Source organism: Pseudomonas sp. RGM2987, assembly GCF_022952855.1.
Classification (GTDB): Bacteria; Pseudomonadota; Gammaproteobacteria; order Pseudomonadales; family Pseudomonadaceae; genus Aquipseudomonas.
In genome coordinates, this window is record NZ_JALJDX010000222.1 from 280,819 (window position 1) to 299,657 (window position 18,839).

The following is an 18,839-nucleotide window of genomic DNA, read 5'->3' on the forward strand; positions in this document are numbered from 1 at the left end:
ACCTGTATGTATGCGTGTATGTATGCCTGTATGTACGGCTACGCAGGGTTAATCACTGCTCGAGCTGTTCGAGCAGGCCCAGGAATTCATCGTCGGACAGGCCTGAGTCAGCGAAGTCCGAAGCCGTGGCGCGACCCACCGTGGGCGCCAGACAGTGCTCCAGCAAGTCGGCGATGCGCTGCTGGAACTGCTGGGCCAACTCGCGGACCAACGCCGGCTCGTGGATCTGCGGGTCGTAACGCCATTCGATATGCAGCCGGCCTTCGTTCACCAGCGCCGTGACGTCCAGCAGATGCGTGCGGCGGGTGCTGTCGGCGCGCATGCCTGGGCAGATCGGCCGGGCCAATCGCCAGAGCCTGGATGCCTCCAGCCATTGCTCCACCCGTCCCAGATAGTTGAAGGTCAACAGCGAGGCCGCTCCCAGGCCGTGGACCGGATCGAGGCGCAGCAATCCGTAGCCCAGGCCTTGTTCAGGCAGGCGGCGCAGGGCTTCCTTGGCTGCGATGATCGAGCGTTCCGGTTCCCAGGAGGTGTCGATGGCCAGCGGATAGCGGCTGGTGTGCCAGCCGATCGAACGGGACAGATCGGGGCCTTGCTCCCAGCCGCTGCGACCGTGGCTTTCCATTTCCAGGGTGACCCGCTCGCGTCCCTGCCACTGTCCGAGAGTACCGGCCAAGGCAGCCACCAGCAGATCCTGGACTTGCGTGCCGTAGGCGGCATGGCAATCGCCCAGCAACAACTGCGTCTGCTCAACGGTCAGTTGCGCCTCCAGCGTCCGGCTCTCACCGTACACACTGACCTGTTCGGGCACGGTGCCCTCAGCGGCCAGTTGCTCATGCCAGTAATCCACCTGCGCCAGCACTTCGGGGTCACCCCGGTGGCGCTGCAACGCCTCGCTCCACACATGGAAACCTGCCGTGACGGCGGGCAGTACCGCATCCGGTTGCAGGTACAGGCTCTCCAGCTCGTGCAGCAGAACCTGCCATGACACCGCATCGACCAACAGGTGATGGGCCGTGCAGAGCAACTCCCGGCTCTGGGTGAAATACACCCAGCGGATCAAGGGTGCCTGGGCCAGGTCCCAGCCTTGCTGCGAACGTTGCAGCAAGGCTTCGGTCAAGGGCTGTTCCTCGACCCGGAACAGCGTTTTGACCTGGTCCTGGGAAAAACCTTGATAGCGTTGCTGCCAACCCTGCGAGGACGCTTCAAACGTCAGGCGCAGGCTGGCGTGGCGTTCAAGCAACGCGCCCAGGGCTCGGGTAAACCGTTGCTGGTCCAGTGGCTCGTCCAGGGCCAGCAGCAACGACTGGTTCCAGTGTTCGGCCAGGTTCTGTTCCTGGGAAAAAAACCATTCCTGGATCGGCGTCAAGGCGAAGGCCGTGGTCGGTTCGGGCGCGTGGCTGGCGGACTGCTCAGTCATCGCGCCAAGGTCTACCGCTTGCCCGGCCCAGCCGCGCACGGTGGGAAACTCGAAGATCTGTTTGGGCTTGAGCAGCAGGCCCTGTTGTTTGGCCCGGGCGATGATCTGCAAACTCAGGATCGAGTCGCCGCCGACCGAGAAGAAGTTGTCGTCGACCTGCAGATCCGAGTTATTGAGAATCTCCCGGGCGATCTCCAGCAGGCGCAGCTCCAGGCTGCGCTGTGGTGTCTGCACCACCCGGGCCAAGGCACGCACCGTTTGCTCGGCAAACAACTGCTTGGGCGTCATCAAGATCTGTTGCTGGCGCGCCAGGGCGATGATTTGCAAGCCGAGAATGGAATCGCCACCCAGGGCGAAGAAGTTGTCATCGGGCCCGACCTCCTGGTTGCCGAGCATCGAGCGCCAGATGTCCAGCAACGCGGTTTCCACGGCGCTCAAGGGCTGATCGTCCGACCGCCCTGCCCCATGGGCCGGGGTCGTCGCCTGCTCAGCCAGGCGCAACAATGCCTGTCGATCGGCCTTGCCGTTGGGCAACAGCGCGAAAGCGTCGAGACAATGCCATTGCGCCGGTTGCATGTAATCCGGCAGTTGCCCTTGCAAGGTTTCCTGGATGCCGGCCAGCGCGGCTGGCGGCGCAACCAGGAAGGCGACCAGTCGATTGCCCGACAACGGCGTCGGGCAGTTCAGCACCCTGACATCGCTGACCTGCGGCATGGCGCGCAGTTGGGCCGCGACCTCGGCTGGCTCCACCCGGTAGCCGCGGATCTTGACCTGTTCATCGAGGCGACCGAGAAACTCCATCTGCCCCAGGTGATTGAGCCGTACCCGGTCACCGGTGCGATAACCGTGCTCACCGAAACGTGCGCGGTCGGCGTCGCTGGCACTCACATAACCCAGCGCCACGGTCGCCCCCTGAACGTACAGTTCACCGCTGACGCCTACCGGCAACAGGGTACCGTCAGGGCCGCGCACGCTGACCTGGACATTGGCGAGTGGCCGTCCCAACGGCGCGGCACCACTGGCATCCACCTCATGGGTCAACACCCCGACCGTGGTTTCGCTGGGGCCATAGTGGTTGACGATGCGCAAATCGGCTTTCAACGCGCGCAAGCGTGTCACCAGGTCGTGGCTCAGGGCTTCGCCACCGACCACCAGGCACTGTCGTGGCAACAACCGCTGTGGGTCCCTGGCGATCAACAAGGCGTTCAGGTGCGACGGCACGATTTTCAACAGATCGACGGGTTGGCGCGCCAGTACGGCCGCCAGTTCTTCGGCATCGAAGGCCAGGTCCTCGGCGAGCAGGCGCAGGCAGCGACCGCTGAGCAGCGCGCCGAACAAGGCGGTATGCCCCAGGTCCGTCGCGCAACTGGCCAGGCTGGCCAGGCTTGCATCGCCAGGCAGCCCCAGGCGCTCAAGGCAACCGCTCACATAATGAATCAGGTTGCCCTGACTGACCTCGACGCCCTTGGGCCGGCCACTGGAGCCCGAGGTGTAGACCACGTAAGCCGCCAGGTCGGCCGCGAGGGAAGCCCGCAATGGTGACTCACTGAACAACGGCGCAGGCGGCAACGCCACCCATCGAACCTGCTCGGGCAACCACTCGGGTCGCTCGCCCTCACTGATCCAAACCTTGGGCGTGGCGTCCTGGCAGATCTCCTGCAAACGCGACGCCGGCCATTGCGGATCGAGCGCCAGGTAAGTCGCGCCGCACTGCCACGCTGCGAGCATGTGCATCACCAGCTCACGACTGCGCGGCAAGCACAGGGCGATGCGCTCACCGGCCAGGCTCGAATCCTGCTGCAAGCGTTCGCCACGAGCGACCACGGCACGTCCCAGCTCTGCGTAGCTGAGCGTACCCTGCTCATCCTGAAGGGCAATCGACTGGGGCTTGCGCCCACATTGCTCGGTGAATGCCTGCCAGGCGTTGCTGAAGGGAACCGGCACGTCCTCCCCTTTGAGCAACGACTGCTGCTCGGGCGCCAGCCAGTGGAGGTCGGCAAACGGCACCTGGGGCTGTTCGATCGCCGCCAGAGCCAGGGCGACGAACTGATCGCGATAGCGTTCGATCGTTTCGTGGCGATACAACGCCTTGCTGTAGCGCCACCGGCAGAGAAATCCGTCTTCTTCGTCGATGATCACCATGTTCAATTCGTGGGCCGCGCCTCGTTGCTCCGACAGCAAGCGGTCGACGTACTGCTCGAACGGTGCAATGCGTTCCTTGTTCAGCGTGAACATGTGCTGGAACAGCGGCGCCCTGCCCGCCTGGCGCGGTAGATCCAACTGCTTGACCAGGCGCGAGAACGGGTAATGGCGGTGCTGCAAGGCGTTCTTGACGGTGGCATCGACCTGCCTGGCCCACTCGCCGCTGGACAGGTCCCGACGCAGACGGCAGCGGATGGGCAGCGGGTTGACCAGGTACCCCGGCAGGTTGACGTGTTCACGGCGCAAGCGCCAACCGCTGGGCGTTCCCAGAATGAAGTCGTCCTGGCCCGACAGCACGCCGAGAAATTGCTGGAACAGCGAGAACCACAACACATACGGCGTCACCCCCCACTCTCGGGCGACGGCGCGAAACCGCGCCGTGGTGGCCGGGTCGAAGCGGACCGACAACTCCCCGCCCTTGAATGCCTGGTTGCTGCCATAGGGGAAATCGGTAGGCAGCTCCAGGGCCGGGGCTTCGGCCAGCTGTGCCTGCCACCATGCCAGTTCCACGGGCTCGGCCGCCTCACTGCGGATATGCAAGTCGCTGCAATAGTCGCGATAGGCATCGGGATTCACGGCGGGCAGCGGCTGATCGTGGAGCAGCGCGAACAGCTCATTGAGCACGATGTAGAACGTGGCCAGATCCGCCGCGATGTGATGAATCACCAGCAGCACGCTGTGCTCGACATGACCATCGCGCGCGTTGCTGAAGAGGACTACCCGGCTGACGTCTGCGTCTTCCAGCTTGAAGGGAAGATCGGCCGTCTCGGTGATGCGTTGCTGCAACGTCTGCGCGTCCGCGTCCTGCAATGCCACGCGCTGCAACGACTGGACGCGCTCGCGGTGGCTCCATTGCAGCAAGTCACCGTTGCGCTCGGCATAGGGCGTGCACAACAACGGATAGCGCTGTTGTACGGTTGCCCAGGCGTCTTGCAGACGCTGGGGCAAGTCCTGGGTAACGAACTGTGGCTTGATCCGTCCGGCATAGGCAATGTTGTAGGCGCAGCTGTCGGGCGCAAGGCGCTGGAGAAACCAGAGCGCCTGCTCGTTGTCCGTCAGCGGTCGGGCATCGAAATAGTCGGGGTGTCGTTGCAGCCACTGCCGCACTTCAGTGTCGCGTGCATGAAGTTGGGCGTTGAGTTCTTCATCCAGCGCACCGGGCGATCCGTGCGTAACGATCAAACGACCTTCGGCTATCGATAGGCGAATTCCACGCAGCCAGCAGCGATGCATCAGGCGATCGAGCATTTGATGTCCTTCATTGTGCTTGTTCGAAATAGGCCGCCCATTGCGGCGGCTTTCTGAAAGGAAGAGGCGATCAGCCTGCCGAGGCCGGCTCCGCCATGGCGACCACGACCTTGCGCGATCCTTGGAAGGTTGCGCGACCGTGAGCGACCAGCATGTTGTCGAGCATCAAGACGTCACCTGCCTGCCAGGGAAAGCTCACCTGACAACGCTGCAGGACTTCGCGGATATGCTCCAGCGCCTCCAGTTCAATCGGCGAGCCGTCGCCATAAAACACGTTACGCGGCACACCCTGTTCCCCGACGATGGAGATCAATGTCTCGCGTACCGGCGCTGCAAGGTTGGAGATATGGAACAGATGCGCCTGGTTGAACCACACCCACTCCCCCGTCACCGGGTGCTGGGCCACGGCCTGGCAGACCTGGCGAGTGGAAAGCTCACCGTCGTCTTTCCACTGGAACTCGATGTTGCTGGCACGACAGTAACGCTCGACCTGCGTGCGGTCCTCGGTGCTGAAAGCCTGCTGCCAGGGCAGGTCCAGGCCGTTGCCGTAGTTGCGCACATACATCAGGCGCTTCTCGGCAAAGCGCTGACGGATAGCGGGGTCGATCTGCTGGTAGACGAGACGGCTATCGGCAATGGGCGTTTCACCGCCGACCGGCGAAGCCTGCACACAATGGAACCAGATCTTCATCGGCCAGTTCAGCGAATAGGACTGCTCATTGTGCAGCGGGATAACCTGGTGGGCCGGGTACTCGGTGGAGGTGTACACCCGGTTGTTGAGCTTGGTGCGCGGAGTGGACGCATAGTCGTAGGTCAGCAACTCATGACCGAAGCTGCGGGCAAATTCCTCGAAGTCCGCTTCACCCTTGAACGCGAAACCGCGAAACAGAACCCCTCCCGCACGAGGCAACTGGGCCTCCACCGCTTGCAGGATCTGCGCTCGACTGGCTTGCCAGGCAGCGCCGGCCTGCGGTGCCTGGAATATGAACGGCAAGGTCTGCTCGTTACCCGGTACAACATCCATGGTTTGAACCTGTGCACGCACCAAACCGCTTTCCATATAAGCTCCCGCCATCCGATCAGCGAATTTTTTTCGAGAGCATAAACTAATACAAACGACTAACAGCCGCAACAGAGAATCATTGTCATTAGTATTAATCGCATCATCAGGATCGGCTTATTTGCCCTGCAGGACGCTCTCCCGCTCGGCGATATGCGACATCAGCAGATAGGCAGAACCCAGCAGGCCCTGCATCGTATCGGCATAGCGGCTGCGATTGAGGTACAGAAACTGGCGGTTTTTCACTGCAAACAGGTTCTTCCACTGAGGAGACTGACGAAACGCGGCGGTGCTGGCTTCCGAGTCGAGCAATTCTTCATAGGTGTCGATGATGAAATCACTGTCGAAGTCGCCGATTCGTTCCAGGCTGTAAGGCACGTTCTGCCGCGCCTCACGATAAGCGGCGACGCGCCCCAGGCCAAAATCGGTAATGACGTCGTCCATGCCGCCGCGGCCGATCAGTTGGAAGCCATCGCTGTAGACTTCCAGCGTTGTGACCGTGATGCGCGAAGGATCCTTGACGCGCTTCTTGAACTCGCTGACGACCCACTGATACTCGTGGAGCATTTCTTCATAACGCTGCTGCTTGCCGACCAGCTCGGCGAGCTCCTTGGCGTAAGTCTTGATGTCGGTTTCCCGGGCAGGCAGCAGCACGACCGGTGCGATCTTGCTGAGTTTGTCCTTGATGTCGGCGTGATAGGACAACCCCACGATCAAGTCAGGCTTCAAGGCTGCGATAGCCTCCAGATCGGGTGACTGATGCGAGCCGATATACTGGATTCCCGCCGTATTGAACCGCTGCTCCGCTCCGCGAAACAGCACATCCGAGAACAGTTTCTTGCGCCCCGTCGAACCACAAGGCTTGACCCCCAGCTCGAGCAATTGGTCCGTCAGGCTGAAGTCATGCAAAGACACGATGCAGTGCGGAGCGACGGGAACCTCAACCCGACCGAAACTGTTCTCGAACACCTTGGTTTCAGCGGCCTTGGTTTCAACGGCGCTGGCCTGTGCAACCACCAATGCCAACGGCACACAGAGCATGCCGATCAAACCTCGAATAGAACCTTTCACCCATTCCCGCACGTATTTGCCTCCAGACAATTCAATGAACACCGCTGCGCTTCAACGGCTGCGCTGACGCGCCAACAAAACAATCAGATAAGGTGCTCCGACGATTGCGACCACCAGCCCCGCCGGCAACTGCAAAGGCGGGAAAAGCCCCCTCCCCAGGGTGTCGCCGGCCAGCACCAGCAGTGCGCCGACCAAGGCCGACAAAGGGATCAGCGCGCCATGCCGGTCACCGGCCATTTGCCGCGCCAGGTGCGGAGCCACCAGCCCGACAAACGTCATGGTGCCGACATTGGCCACCGCTGCCGCCGTCAACATGACACTGCACAACAGCAGCGACATCATGGCCCAGGTGACATTCAGACCGCGGCTGAGGGCGACTTTTTCGCCCAACTGCAACAGGTTCAACTGGCGATGACAAAACAGCAACGGCATCCCCGCCAGCATCAGCCAAGCGCCGAGGCTATGGACCTGGGGCCATCCAGCCCGGTGCAGACTGCCGCCAAGCCACATCAGGGCCGACTCCACCTGATCGATGTTGCCGTAGGTGATCAGCAGATCGGCCACCGCACTGAGCATGGCGGTAAGCCCAACGCCCACCAGGATCAGGCGCAATGGCGAAATACCCTGGCGCCAGGACAGCAGCGCAACGAAGCAAGCCACCGTCAACCCGCCGGCTAGCGCCGCCAATGGGTAGAACTCCAGGGGAAGCAGCGTCGGCCAGAGCACGATAATCACCAACATGGTGACACTCGCGCCCGATTCCACGCCCACCAGGCCCGGCGCTGCCAGAGGGTTACGGGTCAACGACTGCATCAACAGACCGGCCAGGGACATAGCGGCGCCAGCCAGGATCGCCAACAGGACGCGGGGCAGCCGCAGCTCCCAGAGCAGATTGCGGGTCATCGGATTGACCTGCTCAGGCGTCAGCAACGCTTGCCATGCCTGGGCAACATCCAATGAATAACTGCCGACGGTCAATGCATACAGGGCTAATGCAACAACGGCAGCCATCAGCACCAGCACGCAAATCAGGTCGATTGGCCGGGCCACCCAGGGCAATAACGGATAGGTTCGGGGCAAGGTCAATCCAGTGCGCATCATCGGACCTTCCTCAAGACCAGCACGACAAAGATCGGACCGCCGATCAGGGCGGTGACGATGCCGGTATTGAGCTCGAACGGGCGCACTACGGTCCTTGCCGCGATATCCGCCAGGATCAGCAGCAACGCCCCCAACAACGGGGCGGCCAATAACAGGCGCCGGTAGTCATCGCCAAACAACAACCGCGCCGCATGCGGCACCACCAGCCCCACGAAACCAATGGGCCCCGCCAAGGCCACTGCCCCCCCGGACAGCAGCACCACCGATGCCAGGCCGAGCACACGCATTTTCAACAGATTGACGCCCATGCCGGCCGCCGCCTGAGGCCCCAGCCGATGAGCATTCAACGCGCGGACGTTTACCAGGCACAGGCACATGCCCAGCAAGACATAGGGCCAGACCCAGGTCTGCATCGAACCCCCGGTGACACCGATGGAACCGGTCAGCCAGCGACGCAGGCTGTCGAGCCCCTGCTGGTCGAGCAGCAACAGGATCGAGGTGATCGCGCTGAACAACGCCGCGATCATCGCCCCGGACAATGTCAGTCGAATCGGGTTGTGCCCCCGCCCCGCCAGCATCAGCACACCGATGGAAGCCACCAACGCGCCCGCAAAGGCAAACAAGGGAATCATCGACATATCGTTGCCCGGCACCACCAGCAAGCCGAACACAACGAACAATGCAGCTCCGCTATTGATGCCGAGAATGCCCGGGTCGGCCAGCGGGTTGTCACCCACCGCTTGCATGATGACCCCGGCGAGCCCCAGGCTGGCGCCCACCAGCATCGCGACCAGCAGGCGTGGCAAGCGGCTGCCACGAATGACACTCTGATCGGGATTGTCCGGCGCATAGGCGACCAAGGCCTGCCAAGCCTCCTGCCAGGGGATGTCCTTTGCACCGACGGCCAGATGCAGCAGCGCCGTCAGGACGATCGCCAGCAACAAACCCAACCAGACCGGTAACCGCAAACCGTGACTCACATCGCCTCCCGCACGGCCAGCGGCTGGCTTCGATTGGTCTGGGGTACGCACAACGGATCACCGGAATAGGGGTCGGTAATAATGTGCGCATCCAGATCAAACACCGCCTTGAGATTTTCCCGAGTGAAGACTTCGGCTGGCGCGCCCTGGGCGATCAAGCGCCCTTCGCGCATCATCACCAGATGGTCGGCATAACGCGCGGCCTGGTTCAGATCGTGAAGTACCGCGATGATGGTCTTGCCCTGGTCACGCAGATCGACCAGCAATTCAAGCAGGGTGATCTGATGGGCAATGTCGAGGAAGGTCGTGGGCTCATCCAGTAGAATCACCGGGGTGTCCTGGGCCAGCGTCATGGCGATCCAGCAGCGCTGCAATTGTCCACCCGACAGGGTGGCCAGCGAACGGTCGAGCAAAGGACCGATACCGGCCAGGTCAATCGCGCGGTCAATGGCCTGTTGATCCTGTTCGGACCATTGGCGCCACCAGCTCTGCCAGGGAAAGCGTCCCTGCATCACCAGCTCACGCACACTCATGCCGGCTGGCGATGTGGTGCGCTGGGGTAATAACGCCATTCGTTGCGCCAGCGCCCGACGCGAGTGCTGCCCCAAGGGTTTGCCTGACAACTGCACGCTGCCGGCGCTCGGCCGCAGCATATGGGCAAGCACGTTCAACAACGTGGTCTTGCCGCAGCCATTGGCCCCGATCAACGCCGTGAAACAACCTTCAGGAATTTCCAGGCTGACGCCGTTGAGAATCTGCTGTTCGCCATAGCTCAGCCGCACATCGGTGGCTTTCAGCATGACCGTCCCTCCATGCCCAAGAAGGCCTGACCGAATGGGTTTTCGAGCTGCCCTCCGCGGCGTTTTTCGTCCTGTAACACGATAGGTAATCAGCTGGAGGGCCCTAAGTGGGCGACAGGATATGTCGAAATAAAATAAATGCCTACAAGCCTGACAATACTAATGCAAACCCTTATCATTTACAGCTACCATGTGGCCAGTAGACACCAACCCTTAAGGTCTGCCTGGCAGAACAGAATCAGGACATAAGGCTCCCCAAGAGCAAAATGTAAACTCAAGGACTTCCTCGATGCTCGGAAAAAAAACAACAGTTGGCAGCGAAAAACGTTACGGCGCGCGTCACCCGGCCTTTCACTTGAGCACCCTTGCGCTGGCCTTGGGGAGCATCTTTTCAGCACAGGCGATGGCCGCACAGGAAGGAGCTTCCGATCAAGGGGCTTCCGATAAGAGCACGACGGTCCAACTGGGCGAAATCAACATTAATGCCGCCGCCGTTGAAAACCCGACAGGCCCGCTGGCCGGCAAAGTCGCCTTGCGCAATACCAGCGCCACCAAGACCAACGCGGCGATCACTGAAACGCCACAATCGCTGTCCGTGGTGACCGCCGATGAAATGCGCGATCGCAAATCGGACACCCTGGCGGACGCCCTGAGCTACACACCGGGCTTCACCAGCCAGCCCAGCAGTTTCAACCGCACGTCCGACCGGTTCCGCATTCGTGGTTTCGACGTCGAGTCCGCTACCGGCGGCTCGCTGCGCGACGGCCTGCGCCTGCAAAACAACTCCTACGACGGTGTTCAGGAACCCTACGGCATGGAGCGCGTGGAAGTGATCCGCGGCGCGGCCTCGGTCCTGTACGGGCAGCTGTCACCGGGTGGATTCGTCAACGGCGTCAGCAAGCGCCCGACCGACACACCGCTTCATGAATTGGGCCTGCAATACGGCAACCATGACCGCAAGCAACTGACCGGCGACTTCAGCGGCCCGCTCGGCGACAGCGAGACCCTCAGCTACCGCCTGACCATGCTCAAGCGCGACAGCGACACCCAACAGGATCATATCAACGACGACAAGACCTACATCGCTCCGGCCCTGACCTGGCGCCCCGATGAAGATACCTCGCTGACCCTGCTGTCCTTCTATCAAAAGAGTGACACACGCTTCTCCGCCCCCCTGCCCTACCAACTGGTCAAGGGTGTCGGCAACGGCCCGTTCACTATCGGCCGCCACGATTTCATCGGCGAGCCTGACTACGACGATATGAATGGCGAGATGTCCGCCATCGGCTACGAATTCGAACACCGTTTCGACGAGCACACCCGCATCAGCAACAAGTTGCGTTACTACGAAGCGGATGTGAAATGGAAATACCTGCAGGCCCAGACAACTCCAGCGGCGATCAATGCCGCCGCTACCACCGGTATCCTGCGTCGGCAGTACAGCGATCGACACGAGCGCTCAAGGGCTCTGGCCAGTGACACGAATGTCGAAACCCGCTGGAACATCGGTGGCGTGGAGAACACGTTCCTGGTGGGTGCCGACACCTACGATGCCTCGTATGACTCGCATAACTTCCGGGCCAACACGTCGTCCATCAATATCGGTGACTACAACTACGGGCAACCGGTAGTGGTGGATAAGCGCCAGAGCCGTGATCGCGGTTCGCAGATCGATACCTTGCAGACTGGCGTCTACCTGCAAGACCAGATCAAGTTCGATGATCACTGGTTGCTGTTGCTCGGCGGCCGACATGACTGGGCCGATCAGGATCAGAAGGGTTTTGCCACCGGCCAGAAGCTCGACCAGAGCAACGAAGCCACCACCTGGCGTGCGGGCCTCGTGTACCAGGCAGATAACGGGCTGGCGCCGTATATCAGCTACAGCGAGTCGTTCTTCCCCGTCGCGGTGTCCGAAGCCCCTGGCCAGACGTTCGATCCCACCGAAGGCAAACAATACGAAGTCGGCATCCGCTACCAGCCTCCTGGCAGCAACATACTGCTGAGTGCGGCGGTGTATGAATTGACCCAGGAGAACGTGCTGAAGTTTGACCTTGGTGGCAATGCCTCTCAAATTGGCGAGCAGCGCTCCCGTGGCCTGGAGCTGGAAGCCAAGGCGGACGTGACGTCTCAACTCAGTGTCATTGCGACCTACGCCTACACCGATGCGCGCATCACTAAAAGCGCGATCCAGAGCGAAGTAGGCCAGCGCAGCGAAGACACGCCCTACCACCAGGCCGCCGTATGGGCCGACTACAACTTCGCTTTGCTCGGCTTGCCGCAGTTGAAGGTCGGCGGTGGTGCCCGCTATAAGGGCACGACCCAGGCCTCGGGCATCGATTCGCAAATGCCGGCCTATACCCTGTTCGATGCCATGGCCAGCTACCAGATCGACAAGAACTGGGACGTTGCCGTCAACGCAAACAACGTGACCAACAAGAAATACACCTACTGCGAATTTGCCATCTGCCGCTACGGTGATGAGCGTGAGTTGGTGACATCCGTTAACTTCAGGTGGTAAGGCGCCATCCAGCAGCGGATTGATGCGCTGAAAAAATCTGTGGGAGCAAAGCTTGCTCCCACAGGCTTGTGCCTCAACTGATTGGCATTAGGCACGAGCCCCCTTTTCTTTAACGCTTTGGATCCAGCACTATGACACCCTGCACTTCCCTTCGTGCCAATAAGGTGTGCGCCTGTGCTGCTTCGCTCAGGGGTAACGTCGCACCTATGACGGGGCTGAGCACACCGCCTGAAGCGCCGTCAGCAAGGAACTGCAACGCCTCGCGAATCAGCATTGGGCGCTTGAAGAACGTCGGCAAGTACATTCCAGCCAAGATATGTGCTTTAGCCATCAATCGACGAGGTGGCAATGCTTTGCCTGGACCCCGTGTTGAGCCCACTACCACACAGCGCCCCAGCATCGCGAGACATTCAAAGTTCTGATCGAACACCTCTCCGCCAACAGTTTCAAGAATCACATCAACGCCATGCCCCTGCGTCAGCTCAAGTACTCGCTCCGGCCATTGGGCAGTGTCATAGCTAATGGCGTAGTCGGCCCCCAGGCCGCGCACGAATGCGCGTCGACTTTCGGTACTGGCCGTACCGAAAACTGTGCCTGCGCCCATCAGTTTGGCGATCTGCACAGCCAGACTGCCCACCCCACCGGCGGCCCCTTGAATCAAAACGCTCTCACCTGGTTGCAGGTGCGCGCATGTGCGGAGCGCGAGAAAGGCAGTTACTCCCTGGCAGGGTAAACCCGCCATGGTGACGTCGTTTGCCGACTCATCCAGCACTACCAACATTTCAGCACGAGCGATAGCCTGCTGTGCGTATGCGCCCTTGGGCATCAAGGCCATGACTTTGCGCCCGACTACAACAGGGTCGACGCCCTCCCCAACTTCCAGAATGCGTCCGACCACCTGAAGACCAGTGATGTGCGGCAGCGCGACGCCACCAACAGCTGTTTCGGGCCGGTTATACATACCCATTCGTTCACGAGTATCTGGAAAATTTACGCCTATCGCAGAGGTTTCTATCAATACCTCTCCTTGCCCCGGCACCGGGGTGGGCAAGTCGACGTACTCGAGTACTTCGGGGCCGCCGAAGCGACGGAACTGAATCGCCTTCATAATCTGAATCCTAGCTTCCTGGCTCGTTGAGTCTGCGGATGCAGGGCTGACTGACGCTTGATCAGCGCGGCGTGGTGGGTGTAGCCATGAGTAGCTCTTGTCCCAGCGGATGGGTGCGGGCCTGAACGGACAGTATCGAGCAAGCAGCAAACGCGACAGCCAATGCGTTTGGCACACAGTCATGAACACCTGAAAAAACTTGCCGGTCCGGAAGCCGCCCAGACTGATCAGTCAGTCTGGGCGAAGCAGGATCAGGCTGGATTTTTTACACTTGGACGTTGCTGCACTTTCGCTTGCCATGCCAAGAGCGCGCTGCACTGATCAGGGATGGCAATACTGGCGAAACCCGCGAAGATCAGCCCGGCAAGAACCGTAATGTCGGCCATGGAAAAATACTCGCCAGCGATATACGGCTGATCACGCAGGACCTGATCGAAGTAATGCATGCCGGCGACCGCTTTGTCGCGTTGACGGTTGCCCCAATCGCTACGACCTTCCCATTCAGGACTCTTGTATGGCAGCAGAGCGGCACCGAGCCCCGGCGTGGCGTGGTGAAAATAATGTCCGACCGGATCCGCCAGCTCGGACTCCGCGCGCTTTTGCATCATGTGGATAAGGGCCCGCTCCTTCGGCGTCTTACCGGTGAGCACCGGGTTGCCATCCAGATTGTCCAGATACTCGGTGATGGCGGTACATTCGGAAATGTAGGTGCCGTCATCCAACTGCAACACCGGGACGGTGCCCAATGGGTTAATCGCGAGGAACGCCGGTTGCTTGTGTTCCGCAGCGGGCAGGTCGATCTTGATGAACTCGACTTGCGAGCCCAGATTTTTTTCGGCCAACACAATACGAATGCGCAGCGGATTAGGAAAACCAGGAATATCAAAAACTTTCATACGAGCTCCGTTACTATCTATCTACCTATCGATAGGTATAAACTACGGCAAGAATATTTTCACTGTCAACGACTATCTATCGATAGGAAGGTAAAACTGTGACGACTGATACAAGAGAGACAATCATGGCGGCTGCCCGGAAAATGGTGCAGACCCGTGGCTATAACGGTTTGAGCTTTCGTGAGCTTGCCAAAGAGGTCGGCATCAAGAGCGCAAGCATTCACTATCACTTCCCGACCAAAGGCGACTTGGCTGCCGCTTTGGCTAAGCGTTACACCGAGGACGGGCTTGAGTACCTGGATGGCTTACGCGCTCATTCCGAAGACTCGAATGAATGGATAAAGGGTTACACCGACATTTTTCGCATCGCGTTGGTCAATGAAAATCGCATGTGCCTGTGCGGCATCATGTCCGCCGAATATCATGACTTGCCGCCAGAAGTGAGGACGGAGGTGGATGGCTTCACCGAACTGAATGTGCGCTGGCTGACGGAGGTGCTGTCCGTTTGCCGGGCGAATTTGAGTCTCGAGGAACGACAGCAGCAGGCGCTAGCGATCTATGCGGCTGTGGAAGGCGCTCAGTTGATCGCTCGGGGGCGCGATGACATCAGCGTTTTTGACAAGACAATCGAGACGTATCGCTCGGCAGGCCTGTTGCCTTGAGACGTCGTAGATCGAGAGACGTCTTCATTGCGGCGGCGGGGTGTCAGCAGGCGCTGCTGGAACTGCAATAACGGACGATACGCAGCCATGTGGATGGCGAGAGCGAGGTGTGGAACCCACCCCGCTTCCTCTCAACGACGGCGGGTTACGCTTGCTTCAGCTGGGGCATGTATTCGGCAAGTTCAGCAGGATTCGTAGTCGGTGGGTTGAGCCTCGTATTGACGGTTGATCCGCCAATGTACCGCTCGAAGACTTTCCAGCCGTGTTCAGTTCGACGCAAGCGATCCATCATGGGCGAGTACAGCCAGATTGCAGGTAAATCATCAGGACTCTCGATGGCTTGACCATCTCCCAACGTCGCCGTCGACTCTGGCGTCGCGTAGCGCACTAACAGATTTTGATAACGCACCACGACTCCGTCTTCATCGGCATCGACAACATGATTGGTAGCGTGTCGGCTGACGCCTGGAATCAGATAGGGGTAGTCCTTCTTGAAAAACTGGCGGATCTCGTCATGACCGCTGATGGTCCCATGGAAGTGGTACGCGACAGCATCAGGTAGAAAGGCATCGACCATTGCCTCCACATCCCATGTTTCGAACCACCAGTTAAGCCTGTTCACGAAATCGATCGCGCTGCTTCGGTCCGCTGGATCGACAACACCTTGGCGGGAAATTCTTGGAAAAGCTTTCATGGTACTGCCTCATTTTTTTGGTAGAAATCACATGTGTAATTGCACATTTGCCCTGCAAAAAAAAACTACTCGCCGATAACCTGTTCGAGAAGCAAGTTTCGAATCAGTACAGCCGAGGCGTCGCCGACTTGATCTTCTCGCTCACGCTGAGCAGCTTCCCAATGGGGGTCAGCCTCTTTCAACTTCGCTCGTCCCTGCACGGACAGCGAGAGCTTGATGGCAGCACGCGGCCCCTCAGTATGGCTAGCGATATAACCTTCGTTCTGCAGTGGTTTCAGGGCCCGAACCAAGGTGGTTCTTTCCATGACCATAATCTCTGCCAGTTCGGCGATCAGGATACCGGGGTGTTCATTGATCACCGCCAGAGTGGAAAACTGCGAGACAGTGAGATTCACAGCAGACAGGTGCCGGTCGTAGAGGCGGGTCAGCAGACGTGCGTGACGTCTGGCGGCGAGACAATGACAAAGGTCGGCGCCATGGAGTGTTTTCATGACGCCCATCATATGTGCATATGCACACGAGTCAAATACTATTTTTGAACTGAACCTCACCCGTTTCCCCATGCACTGTCGGATACGCCGTACACATTCATGAGTTTGCCCGGCGCACCTGGCCGCTCCCTGAGCATTGCCTGGCTGTGCGTCCACTTTAGTTATGCAGCCCTGACTACAACGTCACAAACAACGCCGACGTCCAGACCCGCGACTGATCCCGCTGCCGGGCGCAAATGAACAGGGGGTGTTCACGGCCCCGCTCCAGGTTCAACCGGGCAAGCTCGATGTTCCCTTGCAGCTCGCGAGGCAGCGATTCAGCCGTGACTCTTTCCAGGGATACCTTCAGCTCCGCACCCGGCAGCTCTTCAACCACTTGCGACAGCGCCAGTAATTGCTCGCCGGGGACTTCCATCAAAACCGTGGGCGCATGCACGTACGGCTGCGGTTCCGATGGATCGCCGACCTTGATGTAGTTGTCGATACGGCTGTGGACCTGCAACATGGCGCCGGCCAGTTGCGACAGCTCGATTTCGATGCTGTCGGTATCGCCGTTGGTGTCGGTACGGAAGGCCAGGACCGTAGCGTCCTGGCGCCAGACAGTCTGCTCGGGATGATCGAGGCCCAACGCTCGAAAGCCATTGATGACCGCACCGGTGATGCGAATCTCACCGGTCCAGTAGGCGCCGCGGTAACGGTCCTTGATCCTTGCGCCACCCAGGCGAAGACGGATGCGTTGCGTGGAAAAACCCAGCTCCTGATGCAGGTTGCGCGACCAGATCAGCTGGTCGCCGTCGTACAAATCGACCTGCTCCCAACCGGCCTCGCCCAGCAATCGATAGTCCAGCGTGGCGGTCGAATCAGCGGTGAAGACTTCGCCCATGAAATGTTCGCCCTGGCGCAGGCTGGCGAATGAGCGCTCGCCGGTCGTGGCAAAGGTGCGACGGGCGCGAAGGGCCTTGCCGACGCTGGCGCGGTCAAAGCCGTCAGCCAACACACCGGTCAACCCACCACGCGAGCCGAACACCGCCGTCGCCGGGACGCCACCTCCGCAACGGCCCTGGTGCTCATCGCTATTGGCCGCGGCGCCCACTCGATAACCACGGGCCAGTGCCTCGGCGTAGACCCAATGGAACTGCCCCCAGGCCGAACCGACTTCGATCAGTCGCTCAAGCTGCGGGTGGTGCCAGTCGAGGTTGCAACGGCGTCCGCCCACATGGGGCATCATCAGGTGGCCTTCGGGGTCCTTGGCATAGGCGGCATACAACTCATCCACCGGCCAGGCGCCCGGTTTGATGGTACCGGCGGTGAACTCGTTCCATTCGAAGGAGCGCACCAGGCGCCCTTGATTATCGAAGGGAAACTCAGGCTTGCGGTCATGCAGGAACACCACATTGCGATCCCCGCCCGCGCAGGAGTTACCGCACCACTCGGTGCCGGGGTAGCAGACGAATCGGCCCGGTTCATTGAGTTCATGGATCAGCCTGACCGCCTGGTCCCAGCGTTGCTCGGTGATATTGAAGTCGTTGGCGGTGTAGCCCAGCACATCGAGCCCGGCGACGTCACGCCCGTAGCTGAGGTTGTACAAGGTGTCGTTGGTGCCCACGGTGTCATCGGAATGCACATGCAGGTCGGCGTAGAGAGGACGCAAGGCCGTGCCCGCCGGATCGACCGTGACGAAGGCCTGGGCCCCACGGACGGACCGCGCATCCACCTCGGCCCCCAAACGCCACTCGCCCGGCGTGCCGAGATCAACGCCCGCAATCCGCGCAATGGCCCAGCCTTCAGCGGCCAACGTGAACGGCTGTCGGCGCGCCACGCCTTCAGGATCAACCAACGTCAGGGTGCCGCCCAGCGGCAGCTGTCGACAAGTATTGCCCCAGGCATCATCGGCCCTGAGCAGCACATCGAACGCCTCTCCCGCACTGACCAGTCGCGGCACGATCAACTGCAAACCGTGGGCAGGCCCCGGCACGATGTCGAGCAACGGATCACCCGGCACCTCGGCAAATTTCGAGCTGCCCAACGGGTCGATGAACAGACGGAAGCGGAAGTCTTTTTCAACGAAACTCTGCACCCGCGTGCCCGCCCCGCCCTGACGCCGATCACCCAGGCGAATGATCACCTTGTCGCCCGGATTCAGATAACCGTCGACGATATCGATGATGATTGCCTTCTGGAACGGCCGTTCATGGCCCTTCTGGTCGAAGCGCACCTTGAGGTGCTGCACGGTGGCCTGACTCTGGCCCGGAACGAGCTCGCCGGCCTGGTACTCGGCGCTGACATAGTTGGGGCCGGCCGGGTTCGAGGTCTGGAACAGGGCCCAGTCGGAGTAGAACTTGAAGGCCAGCTTGAGCCAGGCACCGTCGGCCAGGCCGCTGCCACCGACCTCGTAGACCAGGGTGATTTCATCCCATTGACCGGCGACCAGCGTGTCACGGTCGCAGTGAATGCTGCCCAGGAACGGCCGTTGCTTGTTGCGCTCGTACAGGCCCTGGGGAGCGATGTAATGCCCGGCTTCGCGGGGATCGAAAACGTTACTCACATGACACCTCGTGCAGTGGTCCACTGAAGGTTTGAAGGGGGGC

General features: G+C 60.4%; 13 protein-coding genes. 2 read left to right on the forward strand and 11 right to left on the reverse strand.

Going from position 1 to position 18,839, the window contains the following annotated elements; translation table 11 throughout:
- Nucleotides 1-52: 52 nt before the first annotated feature.
- From RGM2987_RS27370 to RGM2987_RS27395, 6 genes are all read right to left on the reverse strand, one after another.
- A complete protein-coding gene (locus RGM2987_RS27370; RefSeq protein ID WP_245146099.1) occupies nt 53-4,870 on the reverse strand; it encodes a non-ribosomal peptide synthetase in 4,818 nt (1,605 codons plus the stop codon).
- Between the two features lie 70 nt (nt 4,871-4,940).
- Nucleotides 4,941-5,930, reverse strand: coding sequence for a TauD/TfdA family dioxygenase (locus tag RGM2987_RS27375; protein WP_245146102.1), 990 nt, complete (start codon nt 5,928-5,930; stop codon nt 4,941-4,943).
- A gap of 117 nt (nt 5,931-6,047) precedes the next feature.
- The gene (locus tag RGM2987_RS27380; RefSeq protein WP_245146104.1) at nt 6,048-7,001 is read right to left on the reverse strand and encodes an iron-siderophore ABC transporter substrate-binding protein; all 954 of its coding nucleotides are present in this window, start codon (nt 6,999-7,001) and stop codon (nt 6,048-6,050) included.
- 51 nt (nt 7,002-7,052) lie between these two features.
- The gene (locus tag RGM2987_RS27385) at nt 7,053-8,102 is read right to left on the reverse strand and encodes an iron ABC transporter permease (protein WP_245146107.1); all 1,050 of its coding nucleotides are present in this window, start codon (nt 8,100-8,102) and stop codon (nt 7,053-7,055) included.
- Nucleotides 8,099-9,082, reverse strand: coding sequence for an iron ABC transporter permease (locus RGM2987_RS27390; RefSeq protein WP_245146109.1), 984 nt, complete (start codon nt 9,080-9,082; stop codon nt 8,099-8,101). Before RGM2987_RS27390 ends, RGM2987_RS27385 begins: the two co-directional genes overlap by 4 nt.
- A complete protein-coding gene (locus tag RGM2987_RS27395; RefSeq protein WP_245146111.1) occupies nt 9,079-9,882 on the reverse strand; it encodes an ABC transporter ATP-binding protein in 804 nt (267 codons plus the stop codon). The genes RGM2987_RS27390 and RGM2987_RS27395 overlap by 4 nt, the downstream gene beginning before the upstream one ends.
- A gap of 289 nt (nt 9,883-10,171) precedes the next feature.
- On the opposite strand from RGM2987_RS27395, the gene RGM2987_RS27400 reads away from it, so the two are divergent.
- The gene (locus RGM2987_RS27400) at nt 10,172-12,400 is read left to right on the forward strand and encodes a TonB-dependent siderophore receptor (protein WP_245146112.1); all 2,229 of its coding nucleotides are present in this window, start codon (nt 10,172-10,174) and stop codon (nt 12,398-12,400) included.
- A gap of 109 nt (nt 12,401-12,509) precedes the next feature.
- Here the strand turns inward: RGM2987_RS27400 and RGM2987_RS27405 are convergent, their stop codons facing one another.
- Entirely contained in the window at nt 12,510-13,508 is a 999-nt protein-coding gene (locus RGM2987_RS27405; RefSeq protein ID WP_245146114.1) for an NADPH:quinone oxidoreductase family protein, read from the reverse strand.
- A 251-nt stretch (nt 13,509-13,759) separates the two neighbouring features.
- Nucleotides 13,760-14,404 (reverse strand): glutathione S-transferase, encoded by a 645-nt coding sequence (locus RGM2987_RS27410; protein WP_245146116.1) that lies wholly within the window; start codon nt 14,402-14,404, stop codon nt 13,760-13,762.
- A gap of 98 nt (nt 14,405-14,502) precedes the next feature.
- Between RGM2987_RS27410 and RGM2987_RS27415 the strand changes: the two genes are divergently transcribed.
- A complete protein-coding gene (locus RGM2987_RS27415) occupies nt 14,503-15,066 on the forward strand; it encodes a TetR/AcrR family transcriptional regulator (RefSeq protein ID WP_245146118.1) in 564 nt (187 codons plus the stop codon).
- A gap of 145 nt (nt 15,067-15,211) precedes the next feature.
- On the opposite strand, the gene RGM2987_RS27420 is transcribed toward RGM2987_RS27415, so the two are convergent.
- From RGM2987_RS27420 to RGM2987_RS27430, 3 genes are all read right to left on the reverse strand, one after another.
- Nucleotides 15,212-15,760 carry a nuclear transport factor 2 family protein gene (locus tag RGM2987_RS27420; protein ID WP_245146120.1) on the reverse strand — a complete coding sequence of 183 codons (549 nt, stop codon included), beginning with the start codon at nt 15,758-15,760 and terminating at the stop codon, nt 15,212-15,214.
- Nucleotides 15,761-15,825: 65 nt separating this feature from the next.
- A complete protein-coding gene (locus RGM2987_RS27425) occupies nt 15,826-16,251 on the reverse strand; it encodes a MarR family transcriptional regulator (protein ID WP_245146122.1) in 426 nt (141 codons plus the stop codon).
- Between the two features lie 175 nt (nt 16,252-16,426).
- Entirely contained in the window at nt 16,427-18,796 is a 2,370-nt protein-coding gene (locus tag RGM2987_RS27430; protein ID WP_245146123.1) for a hypothetical protein, read from the reverse strand.
- Nucleotides 18,797-18,839 lie beyond the last annotated feature (43 nt).